This is a genomic window from Kribbella hippodromi (assembly GCF_039531045.1).
GTDB classification, from domain to species: Bacteria; Actinomycetota; Actinomycetes; order Propionibacteriales; family Kribbellaceae; genus Kribbella; species Kribbella hippodromi.
Genome location: NZ_BAAAPH010000027.1, coordinates 21,503 through 46,917, shown reverse-complemented (window position 1 = coordinate 46,917; position 25,415 = coordinate 21,503). Strand labels below are relative to the sequence as shown.

At 67.8% G+C, this 25,415-nt stretch carries 23 protein-coding genes; 11 read left to right on the top strand and 12 right to left on the bottom strand.

Annotation, left to right across the window (positions count from 1 at the left end; all coding sequences use genetic code 11):
* The first annotated feature begins 22 nt into the window (after positions 1–22).
* A complete protein-coding gene (locus ABD260_RS31995; protein ID WP_344239651.1) occupies positions 23–1,309 on the top strand; it encodes a sensor histidine kinase in 1,287 nt (428 codons plus the stop codon).
* 157 nt (positions 1,310–1,466) lie between these two features.
* Positions 1,467–2,144 carry a response regulator gene (locus ABD260_RS31990; RefSeq protein ID WP_344239649.1) on the top strand — a complete coding sequence of 226 codons (678 nt, stop codon included), beginning with the start codon at positions 1,467–1,469 and terminating at the stop codon, positions 2,142–2,144.
* Positions 2,145–2,264: 120 nt separating this feature from the next.
* Here ABD260_RS31990 and ABD260_RS31985 read toward each other — a convergent pair whose 3' ends face one another.
* Positions 2,265–3,092, bottom strand: a complete 828-nt coding sequence (locus ABD260_RS31985) for an undecaprenyl-diphosphate phosphatase (RefSeq protein WP_344239753.1) — start codon at positions 3,090–3,092, stop codon at positions 2,265–2,267.
* 125 nt (positions 3,093–3,217) lie between these two features.
* Between ABD260_RS31985 and ABD260_RS31980 the strand changes: the two genes are divergently transcribed.
* The gene (locus ABD260_RS31980) at positions 3,218–4,417 is read left to right on the top strand and encodes an alpha/beta hydrolase family protein (RefSeq protein WP_344239647.1); all 1,200 of its coding nucleotides are present in this window, start codon (positions 3,218–3,220) and stop codon (positions 4,415–4,417) included.
* A gap of 2 nt (positions 4,418–4,419) precedes the next feature.
* Here ABD260_RS31980 and ABD260_RS31975 read toward each other — a convergent pair whose 3' ends face one another.
* From ABD260_RS31975 to ABD260_RS31950, 6 genes are read right to left on the bottom strand one after another with little or no spacing between them, the layout of a single operon-like run.
* Entirely contained in the window at positions 4,420–5,232 is an 813-nt protein-coding gene (locus ABD260_RS31975) for a hypothetical protein (RefSeq protein WP_344239646.1), read from the bottom strand.
* Entirely contained in the window at positions 5,229–5,528 is a 300-nt protein-coding gene (locus ABD260_RS31970; RefSeq protein WP_344239644.1) for a PadR family transcriptional regulator, read from the bottom strand. The genes ABD260_RS31975 and ABD260_RS31970 overlap by 4 nt, the downstream gene beginning before the upstream one ends.
* A 50-nt stretch (positions 5,529–5,578) precedes the next feature.
* Complete coding sequence (locus ABD260_RS31965; RefSeq protein ID WP_344239642.1) at positions 5,579–6,484, bottom strand: decaprenyl-phosphate phosphoribosyltransferase; 906 nt, start codon at positions 6,482–6,484, stop codon at positions 5,579–5,581.
* A complete protein-coding gene (locus ABD260_RS31960; protein WP_344239640.1) occupies positions 6,481–7,611 on the bottom strand; it encodes a hypothetical protein in 1,131 nt (376 codons plus the stop codon). The genes ABD260_RS31965 and ABD260_RS31960 overlap by 4 nt, the downstream gene beginning before the upstream one ends.
* Positions 7,608–8,315: an SDR family NAD(P)-dependent oxidoreductase gene (locus tag ABD260_RS31955; RefSeq protein WP_344239638.1), complete on the bottom strand. Its 708-nt coding sequence runs from the start codon at positions 8,313–8,315 to the stop codon at positions 7,608–7,610. Before ABD260_RS31955 ends, ABD260_RS31960 begins: the two co-directional genes overlap by 4 nt.
* Positions 8,312–9,685: an FAD-binding oxidoreductase gene (locus tag ABD260_RS31950; RefSeq protein WP_344239636.1), complete on the bottom strand. Its 1,374-nt coding sequence runs from the start codon at positions 9,683–9,685 to the stop codon at positions 8,312–8,314. The genes ABD260_RS31955 and ABD260_RS31950 overlap by 4 nt, the downstream gene beginning before the upstream one ends.
* A 186-nt stretch (positions 9,686–9,871) precedes the next feature.
* Between ABD260_RS31950 and ABD260_RS31945 the strand changes: the two genes are divergently transcribed.
* The 3 genes from ABD260_RS31945 (at position 9,872) to ABD260_RS31935 (ending at position 12,640) form a co-directional block, all read left to right on the top strand.
* The gene (locus ABD260_RS31945; RefSeq protein ID WP_344239634.1) at positions 9,872–11,218 is read left to right on the top strand and encodes a sensor histidine kinase; all 1,347 of its coding nucleotides are present in this window, start codon (positions 9,872–9,874) and stop codon (positions 11,216–11,218) included.
* Between the two features lie 90 nt (positions 11,219–11,308).
* Positions 11,309–11,986, top strand: coding sequence for a response regulator transcription factor (locus tag ABD260_RS31940; protein ID WP_344239631.1), 678 nt, complete (start codon positions 11,309–11,311; stop codon positions 11,984–11,986).
* Positions 11,987–12,640, top strand: a complete 654-nt coding sequence (locus tag ABD260_RS31935) for a phosphatase PAP2 family protein (protein WP_344239629.1) — start codon at positions 11,987–11,989, stop codon at positions 12,638–12,640. It abuts the gene before it with no gap.
* Here the strand turns inward: ABD260_RS31935 and ABD260_RS31930 are convergent.
* Entirely contained in the window at positions 12,634–13,338 is a 705-nt protein-coding gene (locus tag ABD260_RS31930; protein WP_344239627.1) for a response regulator, read from the bottom strand. The genes ABD260_RS31935 and ABD260_RS31930 overlap by 7 nt on opposite strands.
* Complete coding sequence (locus ABD260_RS31925; RefSeq protein ID WP_344239625.1) at positions 13,335–14,981, bottom strand: sensor histidine kinase; 1,647 nt, start codon at positions 14,979–14,981, stop codon at positions 13,335–13,337. The genes ABD260_RS31930 and ABD260_RS31925 overlap by 4 nt, the downstream gene beginning before the upstream one ends.
* A gap of 125 nt (positions 14,982–15,106) precedes the next feature.
* Between ABD260_RS31925 and ABD260_RS31920 the strand changes: the two genes are divergently transcribed.
* The 3 genes from ABD260_RS31920 (at position 15,107) to ABD260_RS31910 (ending at position 17,918) form a co-directional block, all read left to right on the top strand.
* Complete coding sequence (locus tag ABD260_RS31920) at positions 15,107–15,946, top strand: ABC transporter ATP-binding protein (RefSeq protein WP_344239623.1); 840 nt, start codon at positions 15,107–15,109, stop codon at positions 15,944–15,946.
* Positions 15,936–16,811, top strand: coding sequence for an ABC transporter permease (locus tag ABD260_RS31915; protein WP_344239621.1), 876 nt, complete (start codon positions 15,936–15,938; stop codon positions 16,809–16,811). The genes ABD260_RS31920 and ABD260_RS31915 overlap by 11 nt, the downstream gene beginning before the upstream one ends.
* 66 nt (positions 16,812–16,877) lie before the next feature.
* On the top strand, positions 16,878–17,918 hold the full coding sequence (locus ABD260_RS31910) for an ABC transporter substrate-binding protein (RefSeq protein WP_344239619.1): 1,041 nt from the start codon (positions 16,878–16,880) through the stop codon (positions 17,916–17,918).
* A gap of 44 nt (positions 17,919–17,962) precedes the next feature.
* Here the strand turns inward: ABD260_RS31910 and ABD260_RS31905 are convergent, their stop codons facing one another.
* Complete coding sequence (locus tag ABD260_RS31905; protein ID WP_344239617.1) at positions 17,963–21,370, bottom strand: sugar-binding protein; 3,408 nt, start codon at positions 21,368–21,370, stop codon at positions 17,963–17,965.
* A 236-nt stretch (positions 21,371–21,606) separates the two neighbouring features.
* On the bottom strand, positions 21,607–22,671 hold the full coding sequence (locus ABD260_RS31900) for a LacI family DNA-binding transcriptional regulator (RefSeq protein ID WP_344239615.1): 1,065 nt from the start codon (positions 22,669–22,671) through the stop codon (positions 21,607–21,609).
* Between the two features lie 201 nt (positions 22,672–22,872).
* On the opposite strand from ABD260_RS31900, the gene ABD260_RS31895 reads away from it, so the two are divergent.
* Positions 22,873–23,838, top strand: coding sequence for a helix-turn-helix domain-containing protein (locus ABD260_RS31895; RefSeq protein ID WP_344239613.1), 966 nt, complete (start codon positions 22,873–22,875; stop codon positions 23,836–23,838).
* 84 nt (positions 23,839–23,922) lie between these two features.
* Positions 23,923–24,492 carry an RICIN domain-containing protein gene (locus ABD260_RS31890; protein WP_344239611.1) on the top strand — a complete coding sequence of 190 codons (570 nt, stop codon included), beginning with the start codon at positions 23,923–23,925 and terminating at the stop codon, positions 24,490–24,492.
* A 283-nt stretch (positions 24,493–24,775) separates the two neighbouring features.
* Here the strand turns inward: ABD260_RS31890 and ABD260_RS31885 are convergent, their stop codons facing one another.
* Positions 24,776–25,414, bottom strand: coding sequence for a VOC family protein (locus ABD260_RS31885; protein WP_344239609.1), 639 nt, complete (start codon positions 25,412–25,414; stop codon positions 24,776–24,778).
* Position 25,415 lies beyond the last annotated feature (1 nt).

Here is a 25,415-nt window from a genome sequence, read left to right as displayed (position 1 = left end):
GACGGCCGGTCACAATGGAACCGTGGGTACGGTGACCGGCGAGAACGTGCAGTCCGTCGCTGATCCGGATCCGCTGTGGCGGCACCCGTGGGTGATCCGCCTCGGCCGGATCGGCGGACGGCTGCGCCGCGCCGACCGCGCCCGCCCATGGGCGCTCGACACGCTCGTGGTCATCGGCGCCTTCCTGCTGTTCTGTTTGCCGGACTTGATCCGCCACGACGCACCGCGCGAGATCAACGGGGTGTTCGTCCAGCTGCCGGTGCTGGCAGTCGTCGCGTTCCAGCTCGGGCTGATCCTGCCGCTGCTGCTGCGGCGGCGCGCACCGATGGTTGCCTTTGTCCTCACCGCGACCGTTTTCGCGGTGCAGTGGTCGTTGCAGGTGTTCTTGCGGGCGGACGTCGCCTTGCTGATCGCGTTGTACAGCCTCACATTGCACAGTTCGCTGCGTCGGTTGCTCTGGGCGTGCGCCATCACGGTCGCGGTGCTGACGCTCGCCGTCGTACGGCTCAGTTCGGTCACGTCCGTACCCGAGGTGGCGTTCTTCCTCGTCTGTGCGACCACGGCCGCGATCGCGCTTGGGCTGGTGGTGCGGATCAGACGCTCGCAGCTCGCCGGCTTGCGGGATCGCGCGGCCCGGCTGGAGATCGAGCGTGATCAGCGCAGCATGCTCGCCGTGGCGGGCGAGCGGGCGCGGGTGGCGCGCGAGATGCACGACATCCTCGGGCACAACTTGTCGGTGATCATCCGGCTGGCCGACGGCGGTGCGTACGCGGCGCACGTGAATCCGGATCGGTCCGAGCAGGCGCTGACCTTGATCGGCGAGACGGGCCGAGAGGCGTTGAATGATTTGCGGCGTACGCTCGGGGCGCTCCGCGACGAGGCTGCCGTACCGGAGCTGACTCCACAGCCGGGGATCGCGGACGTGGATGCACTGTGCGAGCGGATTCGGGCCGCGGGGCCGGAGGTTACGTACCGGACTGTGGGTGAGTTGCCGGCGGATCGTGGGTTGCAGTTGGCGACGTACCGGATTGTTCAGGAGGCGCTGACGAACGCGCTGAAGCACGCTGGACCGGATACGGCGGCGAAGGTTTCGCTGGAGGTTGTGCAGGACCGGCTGCGGATCCGGGTCGAGGACAGCGGACCGTCCGCCGGCTTGCTGCCGGCGCCCGATTCCGCTGCTGGACAAGGTCTGATCGGCATCCGCGAACGCGCCGCCCTCTACGGCGGAGTCGTGAAGTCAGGCCGAACCCCAGCCGGCGGCTGGTCACTCGAAACCGACCTGGAACTAACCCCGGAGCGAACCCCATGACCACCTCGCCCCCTCCACACCACCACACAGCCGCCACACCATCTCCACACCACCACACAGCCGCCCCTCCCCTCCACCGCACAGCGGTCTTGTCCCCTCCCCTCCACCGCACAGCTGCCTCGCCCCCTCGCCTCCACCGCACAGGGCGGGAGGTCCGGTGACCAGCGTGCTGATTGTGGATGACCAGCCGTTGCATCGGCTTGGGCTTCGGATTTTGCTGGAGTCGGTGCCGGAGACGCAGGTCGCGGGTGAGGCGGGTACGGGTTCGGAGGCAGTGCGCCGGACCGCCGAGCTGCGCCCGGACGTGGTGTTGATGGACATCCGGATGCCCGGCATGGACGGGATCGAGGCGACCCGGCAGATAGTGGCCAGCGGCAACCGTTCGCGGGTGCTCGTACTGACCACCTTCGACCTGGACGAGTACGCGCATGCAGCGCTCCGCGCCGGGGCAAGCGGCTTCCTGCTCAAGGACGCGCGCCCGGAGGAACTGCTCGGCGGAATTCGCGCGGTAGCGGCCGGCGACGCGATCATCGCACCCGGTCTGACCAGGCGCCTGCTCGACGCGTACGCGGGCCGGCTGCCCCGCACCGCCCCGGACGGCCTGACCGACGACGCGAAAGTACGACTGCTGACCGACCGCGAACGCGAGATCCTGATCGCCATCGCCACCGGCTGGACCAACCCGGAAATCGCCGAGCGCCTGCACCTGTCCGAATCGACGGTGAAGACCCACGTCGGCCGCGTACTCGCCAAGATCGGCGCCCGCGACCGGATCCAAGCAGTCATCTACGCCTACGACATCGGCCTCGCCTCCCCCAACCCACACCTGCCCTAAGGGTCGACCGTCGGCAGCTCGACAGGAGGTGTCTGCCTGCTGGGTGCAGTTTCAGGCGGGCGGGTGGACGGCGGGTGGGCCCAGTGGGCGTATACGTACTGTCGAGCTGCCGACGATCGGCTAGGTCGCGGCGATTGTGCCGGCGGTGAGGAGGACCAGGAGGACGGTGCCGAGGAGGACGCGGTAGAGGGCGAAGACCTCGATCGAGTGTTTGGCGACGAAGCGCAGCAGCCAGGCGACCGAGGCGTACGCGACGCCGAAGCTGACCAGCGTCCCGATGACGAGCGGCGCGGCTCCGACGCTGCCGTGCAGCGCGTCCTTCAGCTCGTACACGCCCGCGCCGAGCAGCGCCGGAATGCCCAGCAGGAAGGCGATCCGGGTCGCGGCGACTCGATCCAGACCGCGGAACAGGCCGGCCGAGATCGTCGCACCCGACCGCGAGACGCCCGGGATCAGCGCCAGGCACTGCACCAGACCCATCACCACCGAGTCTCGCATCGTGATCCGGGTCAGCGGACGTTCCTTTGTACTGAACCGCTCCGCCGCGACCATCACGAACGACCACGCGATCAGCGACCCCGCCACCCACCACAGACTGCGCAACGGCCCCGAGATCAGGTCCTTCGCCAGGAACCCGATGATCCCGATCGGCAACGAGCCGGCGATCACGTACCAGCCCATGTGGTAGTCGAACTCGGTGCGGTGTTCGGCGTTCGCCAGCCCGCGGACCCAGGCGACCGCGATCCGCCGGATGTCGCCCCAGAAGTACAGGATCACCGCCGCGATCGCGCCGACCTGGATCACCGCGGTGTAACCGGTGATGGACGGATCGTCGATCGGCAGCCCGAGCAGCTTCGACACGATGGTCAGGTGGCCGGTGCTGGAGACCGGCAGAAACTCGGTCAGCCCTTCGACGACGCCGAGGACGATCGAGTCCCAGATGCTCATCATGTGCTTCAACTGCTCCTTGGGTTCGGCGATGGGACCAGGCGCGACGGTACCGGGGCGGCACTGAGCACGAACTGAGAGGGTCTAGTACGCATCGCGTAGTACGCGATGTGTACTATGCGAGCATGACGATGCGCAGGGTGATTCGGGTCGCGGTGATCGGGGTGACCAGCCTGGTGGTGCTGGCCGCGTGGTACGTGCTGGCGATGGCGGCGCTGAGCGGGCGCACCGTCGCGCTACCGGCGCCGACCGGGAAGTACCAGGTCGGCCGGACGAGCTTCGAGTGGACCGACAGCGCCCGCACCGACCCGCTGGACCCACACGGCGGACCGCGCAAACTCGCGGTCTGGCTCTGGTACCCGGCCGGCGCCGACGTCACGGGCAGCCACTTGCCGTACACACCCGGTCTTTGGTCGAAGCTCGCCTTCCCGCTGCCGTTCCGCTGGTTCGAAACCAGCTTCGGCAAGATCCGGACGCACTCCTTGGACGGCCCACCGGTCGCGGACGGCCGCTTCCCGGTCGTCGTCCTCGAACCGGGGATGGGGTTCGCCGCACCGCAGTACAGCGCCTTGGCCGAGAGCCTGGCGAGTCGTGGGTACGTGGTCGCGGGCCTGACGCCGACATACAGCGCGAACGTGACCGTGCTCGGCGGTCAGACCGTGACGAGTACGAAGCAGGGCAATCCCCCGGATCTCGGCGGTCACGACGGCGAGACCCAGCGGACCGGCGACAAGTTGACGGCCGAGTGGGCGGCGGACGCCCGGTTCGTTGCTGGTCAGACCAGTGCACTAGGTACGGCGGGCCGGTTCGCGGGCAAGCTCGCGCCGCAGGTGGCGTACGTCGGGCATTCGTTCGGCGGGTCGGCCTCGCTCGAGGCCTGCCGGACCGATCCGCGCTGTTCCGGTGCGGTCGATCTCGACGGGACCGAGTTCGGTCAGGTGGTCAGCTCCGGTCTGGCCAGACCGTTCCTGATCATGGGTTCGGAGGACTCGTGCGTCATCGGCAGCTGCGGGCCGCAGGGGACGGACACCGGCGGCGAACTGGAGGCCGGCAAGAAGTTGCTCAAGGCAAGCACGGGACCGCACTGGCTGGTCACGGTGAACGGCGCGCATCACCTGAACTTCACCGACTACGGCGTGTACTTCCTCGGGCCGCCGGTACGCGACCTGATCGGCCTCGGCAGCATCGACGGCCGCCGAGCGCTGACAATCCAGAACGACTACGTGGCAGCGTTCCTGGACCATTCCGTCCACGGCACACCAGCACAGGACATCGCGGCCCTCAGCACGACCTACCCGGAAACAACCCTGACGGCACCCCGGTGAACTCAGGCGGTGCGTACTTCGGCGAGGTCGCGGACTGTTCCGTTGACCGCGGCTGCCAGCGTGAGGATGGTGAGGCCGCCGAGCACACCGGCGAGGCGATCACCACTGCCGATCAGGGACGGCATCAGGATTGTCAGCCCACTACCTGCCAAACCCGCTGCCGTCGTCCACAACCCGAGCCGCAACCGCCACGAACTCGGCACCGCGACCGCCGCCAGGTCCACGTCGGCGACGGTGCGCACGACTTGACCGGCGACCAGCATCAGCGCCAGCCACCACAGGGCAACTACCCCCAGCTTCACCACCGCCGGGACCGCAAAGTCCCGGTGCACAGCGAACACCACACCTGCCCCCAGCGCGACCGGTACGGCCACCCGCCGCACGGCGATCCGGGTCAGCGGCACCAGCGACCGCAAGCGCGGCAGTGGAAAGGCGAGCAGGAAGCCGGCGAACGTGACAGTGTCGAAGGCGGTGAGAATCCACGAGCGCGCAAGCGGACGCGGCACCGCGCCGGTCAGCTCGAGCACAGCATGCGCAGTCAGCCACCCGGCGGCCGTGACGACCACAGCAAGCGCAGCGACCCGGCGGCGGCGTTCGACCATCGAGTCAGTCGGCCAGATCGCCGGATGCAGCCACATGCCCGCGACTGCCCAGACGAGCCCCGGCGTACCGCGCCAGCCGACCCGATCGACCTCACCGGCCAAATCCGTTCCCCAGCGCTCCCGGAACGGCCGCGGATAGAGCCTGACCAGGAACCGGGCAACGCGGCGCCAGGCGCGTCCGGGTGTGCCCGAGTTTGCGGGCGGCGTCGTCACGTCAACCGGATCCCGAGATTGCGCAGACCCGCGGTCGCCACCCGCGCCATCGCCCGTAACTCCGTCTCCAGGACCTCGCGGCCGGCCGCCGTGAGCTGCACTGGACGCTGCCGGCCCTGCTCCTCCAGCGTCTCGATCAGGCCCTTCGCCTCCAGCCGGGACAGCGCGCCGTACAGACTGCCGGCACCGAGCCGCTGGCCGGTCAGCTCTTCGATCGCGTTGTTGATCGCATACCCGTGCTTCGGGCCGTCGGCCAGCGCCGAGAGCACCAGCGTCTGGGAATCGTTCGCCTGCATCGCGCCTCCTCGACGCCACACTACTACGTGATGCGTACCACCGGGCCGGATCACGCGCAGTACAGGCCGACCCCGAGCAGTGCCGCCCAGGTGAGGCCGGCGACCAGGAGGACGCGGTCGCGGAAGATCTCGTGCTCCGGTTCCTCGCCCCGGCCGGTGGAGACGAGCAACGCGTACCGGAGGAGTCCGGTGAAGAAGGGCAGGAACGAGACCGCTAGCAGTTCGCGGTACACGTCGTGACCGAGGTACTGGAACGCCCACATGCCGTAGGACAGTGCCGTACCGAGCAGAGAGATCGTCAGCACCTGGTCCAGCCAGGACACCGGGTACGCGGCGAGGACCGGACGACTGACCGCATTGCCGATCTTCGTACGCTCCGCCTTGCGCTTGCCCGTGACCAGGAACATTGCCCCGAACAACGAAACCAGCAGGAACCAGTGCGAGATCGGCAACCCGGTAGCGGTCGCACCGGCGGCAGCACGGAGTACGAAGCCGAGCGCGACCAGGACCAGATCCACTACGGCGACGTGCTTCAGCCCGAGGACGTAGAGCAGCTGCGCGACCAGGTACGCCATCGCCAGCCCGAACGTCGCGGTGCCGAGCGTACTGACGATCGCGATTCCGAGCAGCGCGGCGGTCACCCCGTACGCGGCCGCCAGCGTCGGACTGATCGCCCCGGAGGCGACCGGACGTGCTTGTTTGCGTGGATGCCGCCGGTCGTCGGGGGCGTCCCGGATGTCGTTGAAGGCGTAGACGGCAATCGCGAGGAACATGAACCCGAGCGCGGCGATCGCCGCCTCGAGGACATCGGTCGGCGACTCGAGCGCACCGGCCGCGGCGGGTGCCGCGAACACCATCAGCGCCTTGTGCCATTGCTGCGGACGGCTCAGTCGCAGCAGGGCGCGGGCCGTCGACACGCGGTGCGTGACGGGCAGTGGGGTGTGCAGATCAGTCATTTGGCGGTCGCATAGAAGAAGTCACGCTGGTCCTCGACCAGGTAACGGTTGGCCGGTGGATTCATCGAGTTCAGCAGCTTGCGGGGCGCGAGCGTCCCGTTCGGGCCGGGTTGCTCGATGTTGAAGCTCACGATCGCCGCGTGGATGTCCAGCTCCAGGCCCTGCACGATCCCGGCCTGGTGCATCGCGGTCGCCAGGCTGGCCAGCGTGAGCTTGTTCCCGGCCACGTAGATCAAGTTGCCTCCCGTATCGGTCCCGAGACCGGACCGCCAGGTGTACTGGAACTGGCTGCGGGTCGATCCCCAGCGCGCGTCCCGGTTGGCGGCCAGGCCGTCGACGATCCGGCCGTCGGTGATCAGCTGGTCCAGGTTCTGCCGGACCGCGACCACGTCCGGCGTCATCCGGACGGTCCCGTTCCAGGTACCGATCTGGGCCGAACCGTCGCGGTGGATGACCACCGAGGCGCGGCCGTCGACCAGCGGAACGGCATTGGACCAGGTGGTCCACCAGCCGCCGTGCGAGTCGTGCATCTTGAATCCCGCGTTGAACGTCGCGACCAGCGCGGGACGGTCGGCGGCGGGCACGTCGTACCCGAACTTCGACGGCATCCCGACGACCGGTTCGCGGGTGCCGGGCATCAGGGTCAGGCGGTAGCTGTCACGCGGCAGAAGGGCGGCGGCGGCCGAGACCGGAAGGTGGCCGGGGTCGGGGCGGAACCAGGTTGTCCAGAGCAACGGTTTGCCCTTGGCCGACTGCCGGGCGACCGCCCAGGTGCCCTCCTGCGGCAGCGGCTTCACGCCTGGCAGGAGTTGGACAGTCGGCAGACCGGACGTGGCCGTGGGCTTTGGAGCGTGCTGTTTGGCGTTCGGAGCGGTCGCGGTGACATCGCTCGGTACGCCGGTGGTCGGCGGCTGCTGGTGCGAGTACTTCCAGGTTTCGATCGTGTCGATGATCGAGCCGCCGCCGTGATCGCGGAACCATTCGACGGTTCGGACCGAGAAGCTCGCATTGCCCGGATAGAGCAGTGCCTGCACGTACGAGACCGCGGGCACGATCAGGAGCGCGACGATCACCAGCGCGATCCAACGCTTCTTGATCCGGCGTCTCTTCGTCCTGTTCGCCTTCATCGGTACGCCACCGGGAGCAGCCTGCGCGGTAGGAGATTCAGTACCCGGACCACCAGTCCCATCACGCGCGGTACCCAGACGACGGTCTGCTGATTCTCGATCGCCTTCGTGACCCGCCGGGCGACCAGATCGGGCGTCGTGGCCAGCGGTGGCTTCGCCAGCTCCGAAGTCATCCGGGTGGTGACGAATCCCGGCCGCACCACCAGTACGCGCACCCCGGTCTCGGCCGCCTGCCGCGCGAGCAGGACCGCCGTCGAGTCGGCCAGTTGCTTGCCCAGCGAGTACGCCGCGATCGACTGCCTGGGGCGTACGGCTGCCGCCGACGACAGGAACACGATCTGTTCGGGCTTGCGCTGGACCAATGCCCTGAGCAACAAAGCCACGCCGAGCCCGTTGACCATCAGTCCTTCGCTGAAGGTTGCCGATGACATCGATCCGACCGCGACGACGGCAAGCTGCAGCGGGTCCGCGGCGCACGCCTGCTTCAGCATGTCATCGAGCTCGTCGCAGCCAAGCGCCGCGTCGTACTGCGTCGTGACCACCGAGTACCCGGCGTCGCGGAGCCGCTCCGCGTTCCACCACAGCTCCCCGCTCGGTCGGCCGGCCAGGATGACGCGACGCGGCGCCGGACCGATCAGCGCATGCAGGACGGCCATGCCGATCTCGGAGGACCCGCCGACCAGCAGCACAGCTCCAGCGGTCATGACAGCAATCCCAACCGCTCGGCCAGCGCGGAACTCCAACGCCGATCCGGGTCCAACCGGTTCTGGGTTTGGCGCCAGCCTGGCAGTTCCGGGTACATCTTCGGGATCAGCTCCGGGTCCGTCACTGTGTCCTTCGCCAGATAGACCCGGCCGCCCGCGTCCGCGACCATCGCGTCGACGGGCCGCAGCGAATCGAGATGCGGCAGCCAGCGGGCCGGAAGATCCACTGCCAAGGTCCAGCCCGGGATCGGGAAGGACAGCGGTCCAGCCGCACACGAGCCGAAATTCTTCAACGTGGCAAGGGCCGGCGCCATCCCGTGCTTGGTCAGGAAGACCAGCACGTCCCGGATCGTCTCGGCCGCATCGAGCGGTACGGCGAACTGGTACTGCACCAATCCCAGCCGGCCGAACGCCGCGGGCCACGACTCCGCGCGATCCAGCGGGCACAACGCCGTACGCAACGGAACGAGCTGGGAGTTCGACGACCGGCTCAACCGCCAGCGTGCCGCTGACGCCGCCGCGATGGTCGCGGCCGAGACCAGGCCCGGACCCGGCAACGACCGGCGCGGCCGATTGCTCGAGACGCGATTCTCCGGGTACGGCGCGACCGCACCGGGCAGGTCGAGTGTCCCCGCCGGGTAGTACTCGTCGACCACGCCCCGCCCGAGACTCCCGCCCTTCCCGTGCGCGTCCAGCCAGGCCACCGCGTACCGATCAGGGTCATGCTCCTGCCGTACGGCCAGCGCCTGCATCGCCGCCAACGTCTCGTCGAGTGAACGCGTACGTTGGCGGTTGCGGATCACCCAGCCGGTGTCGGCGCGCTGCAGCTGGATCGCCGCCCGGAGGATCACGCCGGTCAGTCCCATGCCGCCAACCGTGGCCCAGTACGCATCCCGGTCCTGCGCCGCGGACAGTTGCGTGATCGTCCCATCCGAACGCAGCAAGGCGAGCCAGAGCACGTACGCGCCGAATGCCCCGGCGCCTGGATGGTTCTTTCCGTGGACATCGCTGGCGATCGCGCCGCCGACGGTGATCCGTTCGGTGCCGGGCACCACCGGGAGCCGCCAGCCCAACGGGAGCGTTTGATCGATCAGGTCCTTGAGCAGCGCGCCGGCCTCGACCACCAGTACGCCGTTTCCTTCGTCGAACGAGACGATGTGGTCCCGCGACGTCATGTCCAGCACGATCCCGTCGCTCGGCAGCGCCGCGTCGCCGTAGCTCTTGCCGGCCCCTCGAACGGTGATCCGCGGCTCGCTCAGCACCACGTCGACCAGTCCCCCGTCGACCGTCGGCCGCCGGACCCGAGAGGTCCGGTGGACCGTCCGGCCCCAGCCGGACAGCGCAAGCGTGCTGGGTTCGTCGAGGGTCATGAGGCCGACGCTAGGGAGCACGCACTGAGAGCGTGCTGAGTCAGACAACCGGAGTCAGACAACCGGAGTCGCGGGTCTCAGGAGTCACTCAGCGACCGACCGCGACACTGGCCCGGACCGTTCCCCTAAGGAGTGCTCCACTTGGCCGCGATAGGTAAAGCGAGCTCGAGGTTGCGTCGCGCCAGCGTGCGGAGCCGGTCGACCGCGGCCGCTGTCGTCGTGGTCGCGATCGCGATGGCGCTCGGCGCGGCCGTGCTGCTGGTGCTGTTGCAGCGCGCCTTGATCGCCACGGTCTCCGATGCGGCGGACGGCCGGGCCGCGGACGTCGCCACCCAGGTGAGCACGCAAGGGGTGAACGAACTCGGCCTCGCCAAGACCACCCGGACCAGTCAGATCGTTCAGGTATTGGACTCTTCCGGGTACGTGGTCGCCGCGTCGTCGGCCCGCGCGGACACCCGGGCGCTGACCGGATTGCGGCCGCGACCCGGTACGGTCAACCGCGCCGAAGTCGGCGAGATGCCCTTGTTCGACGACGATCACGATTACCTGATCGTGGCGCGCGGCGTCGCGTACGGCGGGCACAATTATGTCGTCGTGGTCGCATCGTCCGTCGGCACGCAACGTTCGACCGTCGCGACCGTGACGCAGTACCTGACGATCGGGTTTCCGGTCCTGCTGCTGATCGTCGGGGCCGCGAGTTGGTTGCTTGCCGGGCAGGCGCTTCGGCCGGTCGAGCGGATTCGGCAACGGGTGCAGGGCATCGAGTCCAGCGACCTGACCGAGCGGGTGCCGGTGCCGCGGACCGATGACGAGATCGCCCGGCTGGCCACGACGATGAACGAGATGCTCGACCGACTGCAGACCGGGCAGGCGAACCAGCGCCGGTTCGTCGCCGATGCGAGTCACGAGCTGCGGTCACCACTCGCGACCATCGCCGCCGGGCTCGACGTGATCCAGCCGGCCGCGCAAGGCCAGTCCTGGCAGGATCTGCATCAGCTGATGACCGGCGAAGCCGAGCGGATGCGGCGGCTGGTCGAGAACTTGTTGCTGCTGGCAAAGGCCGATGACGCCGCCTTGCCGATGCAGCGCGCCGAGGTGGACCTCGACGATCTGGTCGACACCGAGGTACTGCGGCTGCGCGAACGCAATCACAGTGCGATCGAAGTACTCACCGACGTCCACCCGGTGCGCGTGGTTGGCGATCCGCTGCGGTTGAGCCAGGTGATCCGGAACCTTACGGAGAACGCTGTCCTGGCTGCGCACAGTACGGTCCGGTTGAGCACCGCGCGACAGGACGGTTCGGCCGTACTGCTGGTCGAGGACGACGGGGACGGGATTCCCGAGGGTGAGCAACAGCGGGTGTTCGAGCGGTTCGTCCGGCTGGACGCAAGCCGGGCCAGGTCGAGTGGCGGCTCCGGTTTGGGGTTGTCGATCGTGCAGGAAATCATCAAAGCCCACCACGGTACGGTCACACTGACCGCGCCTGACGGGGGCGGAGGCACCGTCGCAACGGTCACGCTGCCGCTGCAGTGACAGCAGGCCTCGTGGTGCCCTGGATTACAGTCTTTTGTCGATCTCGAGATACTCAGGTTGCTCTCAGCGAAGTGCGCCGACACTGAAATCATGCGGGTACTGATGGTGGAGGACGAAGTCCCCCTGGCCGAGACCGTCCGGCACGGTCTGACCGAGGACGGCTTCGTGGTCGAGGTGGTGCACAACGGCGAGGACGCGGTCTGGGCCGCGACCGAACACGCGTACGACGTCATCGTGCTCGACATCATGTTGCCGAAGCTCAACGGCTACAAGGTGCTCGAACAGATCCGCGAACGCGGAGTCTGGACCCCGGTCCTGATGCTGACCGCCAAGGACGGCGAGTACGACCAGACCGACGCCTTCGACCTCGGCGCCGACGACTACCTGACCAAACCGTTCAGCTTCCTGATCCTGGTCGCCCGCCTGCATGCGCTGATCCGGCGCGGCGCCCCCGAACGCCCGGTCGTGATGAGCGCCGGCGACCTGATGCTCGACCCGGTCCGCCGCCGGGTCGAACGCGCCGGCCACGAAGTCACGCTGACCCGCCGCGAGTACGGGCTGCTCGCGTACCTGATGCGGCACCGCGGCGAGACCGTCAGCAAGGGCGAGATCCTGGAGAACGTCTGGGATCCCGCCTTCGACGGCGACCCGAACGTGGTCGAGGTCTACATCCGGTACCTGCGCCTGAAGCTGGACGCCCCGTACGACCGGCACGCGATCGAAACCGTCCGCGGCCTCGGCTACCGCATCGACCCCAACGGCGGCTGAATGCCGAGCAGGTTCAACCAGCGGACGGTGCTGGGGCTGGTGGTTGTTTTGCTCGGGGTGTTCGCCTTCGTCGTCCAGGCGGACGCTGCCGTTGAGGGCGACGGGTTGGTTGCGTTCGATCCGGGGCTTACCAGTGATTTCGTCGCCCACCGGACCGCCGTCTTGAGCACCGTCGCCCGCGCCGCCACCTTCCTCGGCGAGATCCCCGTCCTGACGATCCTCACCATCGTCGCCGCCGCCCTCCTCCGCCTGTTCACCCACCGCTGGCGACCGGCGATCGTCCTCGCGGCCGGCATGATCGGTGCCGCCACCCTCACGTACACGCTCAAAGTCCTGATCGGCCGCCACCGCCCGGACGCGAGCCTCGTACTCGGTGCCGTGAGCAATGGATTCTCCTTCCCCTCCGGCCACAGCCTCAGCTCAGCAGTCTTCTTCCTACTGCTCGCCGGCCTGCTCTGGTACTCGAAAGCCTCCCGGGCCATCAAACTCGCCGGCACCGCCGTGGCTGTCGTGCTCACCGCCGCGGTCGGCCTGAGCCGGATCTACCTCGGGTACCACTGGGCAACGGATGTCCTGGCCGGCTGGACCGTCGCCGCGACCTGGCTGTGTCTGATCGCCACGACCGTGCACTTCGCCGGGCGTCGCCGTCACTGAGTATTACGCCAGACGAAGAGGTGTTCGGGGCGGCCGGTGGTGCCGTAGCGGAGGGTGAGTTCTACGCGGTTGCCGCGAACCAAGTCCGACAGGTAGCGCTGAGCAGTCGCGCGAGATACGCCCGTACGCGTCGCGATCGCCGCCGCGGTGAGCGGACCGTCGGCGGTACGCAGCGTGTCGCGGATCGAATCCGCAGTCACCGCCGAACGCCCTTTCGGCACCGCGCCGGGCGGCGAATCACCGCCCCGGAGAGCACCCAACGCCCGGTCGACCGCGGTTTGGTCGAGGCCCTCATCGCCGTTGTCCAGCAGTGCGCGGAAGCGGGCGAACGCGGTCAGCCGATCGGCCAGCATCTGCGGCGGAAACGGCTTCAGCAGGAAGTTGATCGCGCCCAGTGTGATCGCGCGGCGCAACGTCTCGGTGTCGTTCGCCGCGCTCACCATCATCACCGCGGCACCCAGCGACCGGATGATCGCTGACCCCGGTGCGTCCGGCAGGTACTCATCAAGCAGCACCAGATCGGGATCCGTCTGCTCGGCAATCCGCATCGCGTCCGCGGCCGTATGCGCGATCCCGACCACTTCGAACTCGGGCACCCGCCCGACGTACGAGGCATGCAAATTGGCCACCCGAAAGTCATCGTCAACCACCAGCACACCGAGCTTCGGGACGCCCTCCCGACCCGCACCGCCGCTCATCGGTTCACCGCGGCTGATTGGCCGACCAGTACGTCGTTCAGCCGGGCCGTGAACGCAGCGCCCCGATCGTTGCCTCCAGCATCGGTCAGCTCCACGTCCCCACCATGCGCCCGCGCCGTCTGCCGCGCCAGCACCAACCCGAGCCCATGCCCTTCAGGCTGAGCCCGCGACGTCACTCCGCGCCCGAACACGTCCAGCCCGTCCGGCACCCCACTCCCGCTGTCCACGACATGCACGACCAGATCAGCCCCCACCCCAGCAAGCGTGACCTCTACCCACCCCGGCCGCCGCTCAACCGGCGTACTCTCACTCGCCGCCCGCAACGCATTGTCGATCAAGTTCGACACCACCGTCACGGTGTCCAAGGGCCGCCGAACCCGCCCCTCCACCCAGGTCGACTCACCAACCCGCAACTCAACCCCCGCCTCAGAAGCCACCGCGCTCTTGGCCGCCAGCAACCCGACGAGATACGGATCGGCAATCCCATCCGCCCGAACCGCCGAAACCTGCAACTCATCCAGATACCCGAGCGCCCCGTCCACATCCCCCACATGCAGCAGCCCGACCAGGGTGTGCAGCCGATTCGTGTACTCGTGCGCCTGAGCGCGCAACGCATCCGTCAACGCCCGCGTCGCCTCAAGCTCCCGCCCCAACTCGTCCAAATCAGACCGATCCCGCAAGATCAGCACCTGCCCCAGATCCCGCCCCTCCCGCTGAACGGGCAGCCGCGTCGCGAGTACGACCCGATCCCCCAACGCCCGCAACGCTCCCCGCGGCGGTGGATCGGCCCGGAACAAGCCGATCACCTCATCCGGTACGCCCGACTCCTCCAGCGACTCCCCGCGCCGAATCGCCCCATCGACCAGCCGCGCCGCCTCATCATTCGCCACCGTCACGCGACCCTCGCCATCCACCGCGACCACACCGTCCCGAACCCCGCCCAGCACCGCGGCGTGCTCGCGCAGCAGATCAGCCATCTCTTCCGGTTCGAGACCCAGCGTCGTACGCCGCAACGCGCGCGACAGCGCAACCACTCCGAGCATCCCGATCACCAGGACGGGCACCATGACCAGCGCCAAAACCAGCAACAGCTTTTGCAGCCGGCCGTTCACATCGGACATCGCCATCCCGACGCTGACTTCGCCGACGACCTGCCCTTTCGCGTCCCGGAGCGGCACCTTCCCACGCGCCGAGTCGCCGAGCGTGCCGCGCTGGATCAGGACTACATCCCGGCCGGCGAGGGCGTCCGACGGATCCGTACTGACCAGTTGACCGACTTCGCTCTCGGTCGGATGACTGAACCGGATGCCGTCTTTGTTGGTCACCACAACATAAAGCGCGCCGGTCGCCAGCCGTACCCGCTCGGCCTCGTCCTGCACCGGCCCGGTCAGACTCGGCTTGCTGCTCGTCACGGTCGCCGCGATCCGCGGATCCTGCGCGACGCTCCGGGCCACCGCCAGCGCGCGCTGCTCGTACTGACCTTCCAGGTCGTTGCGCAGCACCAGGCTGGACACGAGCAGGCACAGCAGCAGTACGACGCCGAGCACCGCGGCCTGGAAGACGATCGACCGCGTACGCAGCCGCCAATGCCGCGGGCCGGTCCGGATACCGACCCGCGCCAGAGCAGGAAGCGCGGTGAGCACGCTGACACCATAAGGCGGATTCCACGCCGCGCGTGAGCAGAATGCGCAGAACGCGACTTGTGCGCCAAGCCACCACAACGAGCGCAAGGGTTCTGCCCCGGAGCGCCGGCTCCTACGGTCTCGGCATGAATTCGCAGATTCGCCGGCCCGAGCCGGACGACGCCGAGGCGGCCATCGTGCTGCGGCGCGCCACGAAACGGTTCACGACCCGCGACCGGGGTGCCTTCACCGCGATCGTCGACGTGGATCTGCAGGTCCGGGCCGGTGAGTTCGTCACCATCGTCGGCCCGACCGGCTGCGGCAAGTCGACCACGCTGTCACTGGTCTCCGGTCTCGAAGCAGCGTCCGCGGGCGAGGTCTCGGTCAACGGCCGGCCGGTGTCCGGGATCCCGGACGGCGTCGGGTACATGTTCCAGACCGACGCGACGCTGCCGTGGAAGAACGTGCTGGACAACATCGCGATCGGCCTCCGGTACCGCGGGGTCGGCAAGTCCGAGGCGGTCGAACGGGCTCGGGACTGGATCGGCCGGGTCGGACTGACCGGGTTCGAGGACCGGTACCCGCATCAGCTGTCCGGCGGGATGCGCAAGCGGGTCGCGATGGCCCAGACGCTGATCACCGAACCGTCGCTGTTGCTGATGGACGAGCCGTTCGGTGCGCTCGACGTACAGACTCGCGAGCTGATGCAGGACGAGTTGCTGCGGCTGTGGTCCGGCTCCGGCGCGGCCGTCGTCTTCGTCACCCACGACCTGACCGAGGCGATCGCGCTCGCCGACCGGGTGGTGGTGATGACGGCGGGTCCGGCGACCGTGAAGGACTCGATCCCGGTCGATCTGCCCCGGCCGCGGAAGGTCGAGGAGATCCGGCTGACCCCGGAGTTCATCGAGCTGTACAAGCGGGTCTGGGACAGCCTGCGCGAAGAGGTCGAGATCACCCGAGCCCGAGGAGCTTCCAATGTCGCTTGACACCTCTCCCCCGGTGGTCGCCGCGGCGCCGCCGGTCCGTACGGGCGCCTGGGCTTTCCTGCGCGGACGCACCGGCCGGCCGATGTGGCTCGTGCACGTGGTCCGGATCGGCCTGATCGCCGTCTGGCTCGGCTCGTGGGAGCTGGCGGCGCGGACCGTGATCGATCCGTTCTACTACTCGATGCCGAGCAAGATCTGGTCGAAGCTGGTCGACTGGTTCACCGTCGGTACGTCCCAGGGCTCGATCTGGACGAACATCGCGGTGACCCTCGAAGAGGCGGTCGGCGGGTTCGTACTGGGCACGATCGCGGGCATCGTACTCGGCGTACTGCTCGGCCGGAGCCGGTTCCTTGCCGACGTGCTGTCCCCGTTCATCAAGGCCACGAACGCGATTCCGCGGATCGTACTCGCCTCGCTGTTCGTGATCTGGTTCGGGCTGGGGCTGTCGTCGAAGATCGCCACCGCGTTCGTCCTGGTGTTCTTCGCGGTGTTCTTCAACTCGTTCCAGGGTGCGCGTGAGGTGGACAAGTCGCTTGTCGACAATGCGCGGATCCTCGGCGCGTCGCGCTGGGACCTGCTGCGCACGATCATCCTGCCGAGTGCGACGTCGTGGATTCTGGCTTCGCTGCATGTGGCCTTCGGGTTCGCGCTGATCGGCGCGATCGTCGGCGAGTTCACCGGCGCGGACAAGGGGCTCGGCATCTTGATCAACCATGCCCAGGGCAACTTCGACGCGGCCGGCATCTACGCCGGAATGATCGTCACCACCGTGATCGCACTGGTCGCCGAGTGGGCCATCACCAAGGTCGAAACCCGCCTGACCGCCTGGCGTCCCACCGCCACCACCCAACCCACCGCCGCCTGATCCTGTTCTCCCCACCAACCCCACCGCCCGCGGGCTGGTCCCGTTCCTCCATCGAAGGAAATGCCCATGCGTATCAACCGTCTTGCCGTCGCCGCCGTCGCGGTGGTTCCACTCGCCGTCCTCGCCCTGGCCGGCTGCCGCGACTCGCGCACCGCCACCACCTCCGCCGACGGCACGCCGCAGGTGAAGATCATGGTCGGCGGCATCAACAAGGTGATCTACCTGCCCGCGATGCTCACCCAGCAACTCGGCTACTTCAAGGACGCCGGCGTCGACGTCCAGCTGTCCGACGAGCCGTCCGGCGCCAGCGCCGAGAACACCCTGGTGGCCGGCCAGGTCCAGGGCGTCGTCGGGTTCTACGACCACACGATCACGCTGCAGGCCCAGGGCAAGTGCATCAAGAGTGTCGCGCAGCTCGCCAAAGTACCGGGTGAGGCCGAGGTCGTGTCCAACCAGGCCACTGGTCTGACCAGTGCGAAGGACTTCGCCGGCAAGAAGCTCGGCGTCACCTCACCCGGCTCGTCCACCGACTACCTGACCCAGTACCTGGCCACCAAGAACGGCGTGCCGGTGAAGGACTACACGACCGTCAAGGCCGGCGCCGGGTCGACGTTCATCGCCTCGCTCACCAACGGCGGGATCGACGGCGGCATGACCACCGACCCAACGATCGCGAAGATCACCTCGAAGAAGCTCGGCAAGGTATTGATCGACCTGCGGACCGAGGAAGGCACCAAGGCGGCGCTCGGCGGGCTGTACCCGGCGTCCTCGCTGTACATGGACTGCGCGTACGTGGATGCGAACAAGGACACCGTCGGCAAGGTCGCGGGCGCGTTCGTGAAGACGATGAAGTGGATCTCCACCCACTCGGCCGCGGAGGTCGCCGACAAGATGCCGGCCGACTACGCGGGTGACGACAAGGCGCTGTACGTGCAGTCGATCAAGGACTCGTCGCCGATGTTCACCACCGATGGGGTGATGCCGGCGGGCGGTCCGGAGACGGTCCTGGACGTCCTCGGCACCTTCAGCGACACCGTGAAGGCGAACAAGTCGAAGATCGACCTCACGAAGACGTACACCACCGAGTTCACCAAGTCCGGCCAGTAATTGCGAACGGCCCCGGACCGTTGGTGATCCGGGGCCGTTCTCCTTTAGGCGGTGTGCCGAAGGACGATCGTCACGTTCTTCGTACCGGCCGGCACGCGGACCGTACCCGCCTTCTGGTCGACGACCGCGCCGCGCACCGAGACGTTCGCGACGTTGTCCCGCAACGCCGGCAGCTCGATGCTGTACTCGGTGGACTCGGTGGCCGCGCCGGTGAACTGAAGGTGCACCGTCTTACCGGCGGTCTTCAGCTGGTACCCGACTCGCCCGCCGCTCTGCACCGGGTACTGGTCGAGGCCGATCTTCTCGCCGGTGCGAAGCCACTCGTTCGGCACGCCCCGGCCGATGATCACCGTGCCGTCCGACTTCTCCGCGATCAACGAATCGAACAGCACCTTGGTAGCCGTCGACTGACCCCACATGTGCTGGTTCGAGCCGCCACCGCCCCGGGCATGGTCGATGTTCCACGGCGAGGCCGCGCTCGGATAGTCGACACCTTCCCACCAGCCGAACGGTCCGCTCATCGTCTTGTCGATCATGTACTGGTACGACTTGATGCCGAGATCACGGTACTGCTCACCGCGCAACGCGGAACTCCCGTACCCGGCGTTGTACGCGCTGGAGAAGTACCCGTGCGGGTACCCGCCGAAGTTGTAGATCGAGTCCGAGATGTCCTTCCGCCGGTCGAAGCCATGCGTGTACGTGGCGTCGATCTTGTCGATCATCGTGCCGGTCTGCTCGGCGCCGAACAGGTACCCGTCCCAGGCCCAGCGGCCGAACAGGAACATCGAGGCCCAGTTCGCGTCCCGCGGGTCCTTGCGCGGTCCGGTCTCGTTCGGCTCGACCATCGAGATCGGGATGTAGTCCAGCCCGTACTGCCGCATTGTCTGGTCGATGCGGGCGGTGGCCACCTTGAGCAGGTCGTCGTACTCCGCCTTCGCCCACTGTGCCTCGGCCGTCTCACCGAGCGCCGTCGCGAGGTACCGGTAGGTGGTCAGACCAGTGAGCGCTGCCCAGTTGTCGATCGTCCAGTACCCGTGCGAGTCGATCGCGTTGGTCTGCTTGATGATCCCGGTGCCACCGTCGATCCGGTCGGTCTCGATCGTGTGCGTGTTCTTCTTGATCGTCTCGAACCGGCTGCGGATGAAGTCCTTGTCACCCGTGCGCTGCAGGTACAGGGCGTACGGCCAGCTGTACTTCCATTTCGCGTCGTCATACTGCAGCTGCGCCGGCAAGGTGGACAGGTAGTCCTTGGCGTACGTGAAATCGCCGATTGTCAACAATGTCGCGACGATGCCGATCGTGTCGTGATCGAACATCTCGTCGTACCCGTTCTCGCCGACGTGCAGCTGCTTCGCACCGTCGACGTCGTCACGGATGATCAACGTGTAGATGTAGCCGGCCTTGTACGCATTGATCAGCCGCTTGTCGGGCAGGTCCGTGATGTTCGCGATCGCGGACAGCCGGGTGTTCCAGTACTGGCGCATGTGCTGGTAGTGCTCGTCGTACCCGCCGAGCTCCTGCAGTTGCGCGGCGGTCGGCCAGTCGTACTTGCCGTCGAACCGGTCGGCGGCGACCGCGTAGTCGCGGACCACGGTCTGGCCGGGTTCGATGGTTGCCGCTGGCACGTTGTTCAGCGGGGTCAGCATGCCTGACACTCGTGGCAGGCGTGCAATCTTTGCAGTTGTGTTGGTAACCGTCATCCGGGAGTACGCGACCTCGAAGCGGTTGCCGCCGACAACGACCAGGTCGGCGAAGTTCTCCACCTTCAGATTGAGGCCGTCCTTGGCGTACTCGCTGATGAACGCGGGCAGGTAGCCCTCGGCGTTCGACCATTTGATCTTGCCGGGGATGTTCGGGACGCCGAAGGTGATCATCGCGGAGCCGCGGCTGCGCAGGCGGTAGCTGCCGTCGATGAAGGCGATCGGGGCGTTCAGGTCGCCTTCCCAGCCGAACGACGAGGTCAGGCCCGGGTTGGTCACGCTGGTGTACTGCGCGTTGGCGGCTGACGACTGGGCTTCGTCGAACGATGCTTTGAGCAACCGATACGTCATTCGCAGGTCGTCGCGACTGGCGTTGCCGTTGGCAAGTGCCGCCTTGGCGGAGGTGACTTCGTTCTTCAGCTGCTGTTGCGCGGCCTCGGTTGCTGCGTACACATCAGCCGAATCCACCTGGGTCAGCAGAGTTTGGGTGAGTTGGCGGTAGGCGTCGGAGGTGGTCCGGGCCTGCGCCACACCGGCGAGGGTTACGTTGCCGGAGGCATTGGTTTTGCGGAGGATCTGTGCGGTGACGCGGGCGGAGTCGCCGGCACCGAGAGTGAGCTCGAAGAGCCTGGTGACCGAGGCGTCGGTGCTGACCAGATCCGCGTTGGTGAACGTCGGGGTGGTAGCGCCGTTCAGGTACACCGCGATGCGCGCGGTGGCACGCCAGGCGCCGGAGACGAAACGGATCGTGCGGCCGTCGGACGCGGCGGGGATGGTGAGGTCGTAGCCGTACGGGTCGGTCAGGTCGGCGTTCTGCGCGGCACCGTCGGCGAAGAAGATCCCGCCGTTTCGCGTACCCGCCTGGTCGGCAGTCGGCGTCCCATTCGTCCAGGAGTAGCTGACCGGGTTGTCATTCTGAGTACCGATCGCTTTGCCGGCTTGCCGATTCACCACCGCGAGCCTCGACGCCGCGTCCGAGCCCCCGGCCGCGGACCCCGCCGCGGACCTGCCCGCGGACCCAGCCGCGGACCCGGCCGTCGCTGCCGGGGCGCCGGCGCGGCGGTTCAGGGTCGGGCCGTCGAGGTACAGCCAGTCGTCGGGGCCCTCAGCGGTGAGGTTCATCGAGACCGGGGCACCGGTCGCGGTGAGGGCAGCTCGGTCTACTGGTCCGACCAGTGACAGGGCCGCGGCGGACAGCGAGAGATTCCCGGCCGAGTTCAGCTTCGAAGCAAACCTGGCCGTCACAACCACCCCTGCGCCCGGCCTGATCGTCACGCTGTACCGCTTGACCGCCGCCGAACCACCCGCGGTGATCCGCGTCGTATACGCCCCGCCGGTGCCGGCGGCGGGCGTGACGGTGATGGTGCCGGTGGCCTGCCAGATTCCACCCACGAACACCAGGCGTCGTGGCGAATCCGCCGCCGGCACCGTGATCCGGTACCCGGCATCGTGAGCAGTCGTGTCGCCCACGGTCGTCGTGTCGTAGTTGAAGACACCACCGGTCGTCACCCCAGACGCCGCGGCCCTTCCGCCCGTGGACGCGCCGTCTGACCAACCGAATGACAGCGGGCTGTCGTTCAGTTCGGTCCGGCCGCCGGCTGGGTTCAGATCGTCGACCGCGATCGTCGGCGTACCTACCTTGCGATCGACCCCCGATCCGGTGACATGAACCCAGTCCACATCGCCGTACGCGGTCAGGTCCATCGCACCGCCGGCCGCACGACCACTCGGCAAGTTCTCGGTGTTCACCACGAACGGATTGTCTACAACTGCGGCGGCGGGTGCGGCAGGTGCTATCGCCGCAGTTGTCGCCAGGAGTACTCCGGCAGCCAATGCCGCGAGCAATTTTGGTCCGGCTCTCATCGTGTGTCCCTTCAGGCGGTTGGAACAGAGTCAGTCGGGGGCGGATCGGAGATGTCAGCAGCGGTGGGCAGGCGCGTCGGTCGGTGCGCTTACCGGTGGGCAGGCACTTCGGTCGGGCGATTCGCTTACCGGACGGGCGTACGCGGTCCGGGCAGGCTGGAGGCGCGGACGATCAGCTCGGGCTCCAGCAGTACGTGCTGCGGCAATGCGTACGCAGGTTGGCGCAGATCGCCTGCCATCAGATTGTCGACAATCTGAATCAGCTGGCGCCCGACCTCGTCGATCGGCTGCCGGAGCGTGGTCAGTCCCGGGCTCACCAGCGCGGCAGTCGGCGAGTCGTCGTACCCGGTAATCGCGACATCCGCACCGGGCCGCAGACCGCGTTCGTGCAGGGCGCGCATGACGCCGAGCGCGAGCGTGTCGGACGCGCACACCAGCGCGGTCGCCGGACGCGAGGCATCGAGCATCCGGTGCGCCGCCTGCCGGCCGGCGTCCAGCGAATCGACGACGGCCGCCTGCAGATCGGTCTCGAGCTCCCGCTCACGGCACGCTTCGAGCCACCCGTCGCGACGGTCCTGCCCGAGCTCCGACTCCGCGCCCCACCCGATGTGGCCGATCCGCCGATGGCCCTGCGCGGCGACGTGTTCGGTCGCGGCCCGGGTTCCCGCGCGCCCGTCGACATCGACCCAGGCCAGGCCGTCGTCACCGTCCCAGGACCGGCCGAAGGAGGCGAACGGCACGCCCCACGACCGCAGCGCGGCGACCCGATCGTCGTTCCGATGGGTCTCGGCGAGAATGAACGCATCCACCGAGGTCTTCTTCAACAGGTCCCGGTACGCCTTGATCTCGCCGGCCGAACCGTCCTCGGCGTGACACAAGATCAGGTGGTACCCGGCGTCGACGGCGGCCGCGTTCAGTACGTACAGGAAGTCGTCCATCAACAGCGACGCCTTGTCCGGCCGGGCCGGGCGCATCTTCACCGCGATCAGCGACGAGCTCCGGTTCCGCAGGGCGCGCGCGGACAGATTCGGCTCGTACCCGAGCTCCGCGACCGCCGCCAGAATCCGCTCCCGCGTCGCCGCGGCGACCCGCTCCGGGTTGTTCAGCGCATTCGAGACCGACTGCGCCGACACCCCGGCCCGCGTGGCAACCTGCGCCAGCGTCACATGCCCATGCGGCTGCGGCCCCATCCGAACCTCCACCAAATATTAACGTTAAAAACGTGCAGCGCACGCTACTGACCCAAATCCCCCACCGTCAAGACCCCACAACTTTTAACGCTAACCACGCACCGCGGTTCTGCGGTCCGAGCAACCTTTCGGCGGCTGCCGCGCTCGACAAGAGAGAGACGGCCGAGCGGGGGTAGCGAGGTGCTACGGATTCATTTCGGAGTGAGCGACCTGTGCCGGGTGCGGGTCGCGGACGGTCCACACCCGCTCTGGGAGCTGGTGCTCGGGCTGAACAGCCTGCAACAGGAAAAGCTCCCACCCCGGTTGTGGCGCTGGCGCGACGAGACACGACGGCGGATGCGGCAGTACGCGCCCGGCGTACTGCGGGCGGCGTGTGCACTGGTGCCACCGGCGGGCAACTTCCCCGACTTCATCACGCCGACGCTGGACGAGCCCGGTATCGAGGCTCATTTCGAGTCCGTGCTCGCGCTGCCGCCGGCAACCCTGCGTGCGGACCTGACCAGAACGTACCGCCGGCTGGAGCACCCACCACGATGGGTGCGGGGGGTGTACGGGCATGGCCGGCCGACGAGCATTGTCAACATTCTGCAAAAGAGCCATCCGCTCGTACTGGACGAGCAGGTCTGGGCCGAGGTCCAGCGCGAAGTGGGACTCGCCCGGTCACGGCTCGCGGAGCAGTTGCTGGCCGGCGGACTGGATGCGTTGTTCGGTTCGCTGCATTGCTCCGTACGCTGGCGCTGGCCGACGCTGGAGGTCGCGTACCCGTACGACCTCGATCTTCGGCTGGACGGTCGCGGGCTGCTGATCGTGCCGGCGTACTTCAACTACGGCCATCCGATCACCCTGATCGATGCGGACCGAACGCCGACGTTGGTCTGCCCGGCGGTCAGCAGCGACGGCGGCCTCCTGGTCGAGAGCGATCGCGGCCGCCGGGAGAGCATCGGCAAGCTGATCGGCCGGACGCGCGCGGAGCTCCTCGCCTCGATCGGATGCGCCGCATCGACCAGCCAGCTCGCCCAGCGACTGCACGTCTCGCCGGCCGCCGTCAGCCAGCACACCAGGGCACTCCGCGAGGCGGGGCTGATCTCGACGGTCCGCACCGGCCAGGGCGTACGCCACACCATCACCGCACTCGGCCGGGCGCTGCTCCTCGCAGCGAAGCTTTGAACAATCGCTTAACTGCCCCGCGCCGCGGGCGCCGCGACCCTACCGTCGGTTCAGTCGATCCCGACCGTACGAAGGAGTCCTCCGATGAACATCAAGAGATTGACGATGGCAGCGATCGTGGCACTGGCGACGGCTCTGGTCGGCATCGCCGCGCCGGCCTCGGCCGCCGACGGTCCACCGTGGCTGAGCGGCCAGCGCATCCACTCCAGCATCGCCCACGGCCCGTGCATCAACCTGCAAGGCGACCCGGGCCACTACGTCACACCCGGTACCAGACTCGCGCTGACCGCGGTCGGAACCCACCCGTCCTGTGGTGATGCCCAGAACGTCATCTGGTACTTGAACAAGGCGACCAGCCCGTACTACCAGTTGAAGGATGCGAACAGTGGGCTGTGCGCCGGCGTTGCCGGGAACAGTACGGCGAACGGCGCCGCGATCGTCGCCTGGAGCTGCCAGCAGGTGACGAACCAGCGGTGGCGCCTGTCGTACGTCCGCACCGAGAACGGCGTCCCGTTCTACAAGATCGTCAACTGGAACAGCAACAAGTGCATCGGCTTCGGTGGCTCCGGCGCCGCGGGCACCACGCTCGTCCAGTGGGACTGCCAGAACGCGGGCAACCAGATCTGGTACTTCACCCAGAACATCTACGGCTGAGCACCTGGCCGCGCGATCGGATCGCCCGCCGATCGCGCGGTTCCGGGAAAGTCTCAACAGCGAGGTCAACGACACGGTTGATGGGTATGACACGATCGATTGACGAGTTCAGGAAGTCCGCGGTGCGGGTGTTCGGGGTTGGGGAGCCGACTCACCAAGAGCCCGCGTTCGGTGTCGTACGCAACAAGTTGTTCGGCGAGCTGGCCGGGAACGGGTTCGGCTCGATCAGCTTGGAGACCGATCGCGGGCGCCGACGCGGTGCTTCACGTCACGGATTGAAGGTTCAGCGCATCAGGTACGTGCCGGATGGGCCGGCGACTGTTGCTTCCAGGGTTGGCTTGCCGGGTTCGATCAGCAGGCTGACGCCGAGTGCGGCCAGGACCGTGGTCACCTCGGTCGGTCGTGGGTGCGTCGCGCGGAAGTCCAGTAGCTCGACCGTCGGGAGGCCCGATTCAGCCGGATGGCGCGTCGTGCCCCAATCCAGCAAGAACGGTACGAGTCCGTCGTACGGCGCTGGTTCGGCCGCGGCGATCCGCCAGTTCAGTTCGCTGCCGGCGGGCGTGACCCGTCCGACCGTACGGATCGGACCGAGCTCCACGCCTGCGGTCGCGGCGGCCTGGACGGCAGCTTCGAGGGACGCCGGCCGGACCGACCACGTCAGCAACCGCGAGCCGCGGACCGCACCCATCCCGAACGGGAGCTTGGCGGCCGGCATCGGGTTCTCCGCATCCGGTCCGGCGATCTCCAGGTACGACAGCGGGCCGAGCGCGACGAGATAGTTCCGCGTCCCGAATTCCTCGTGCCGTCCGCCCTCGACCGGACGGATCCCGGTCGCCGCGGTGAAGTCGGTAACGGTCTGCTCCAGATCGCGAGTGGCCAGCACGAGGTGATCCAGCAGTGGCTCAACCAACGCGCTCGCCATG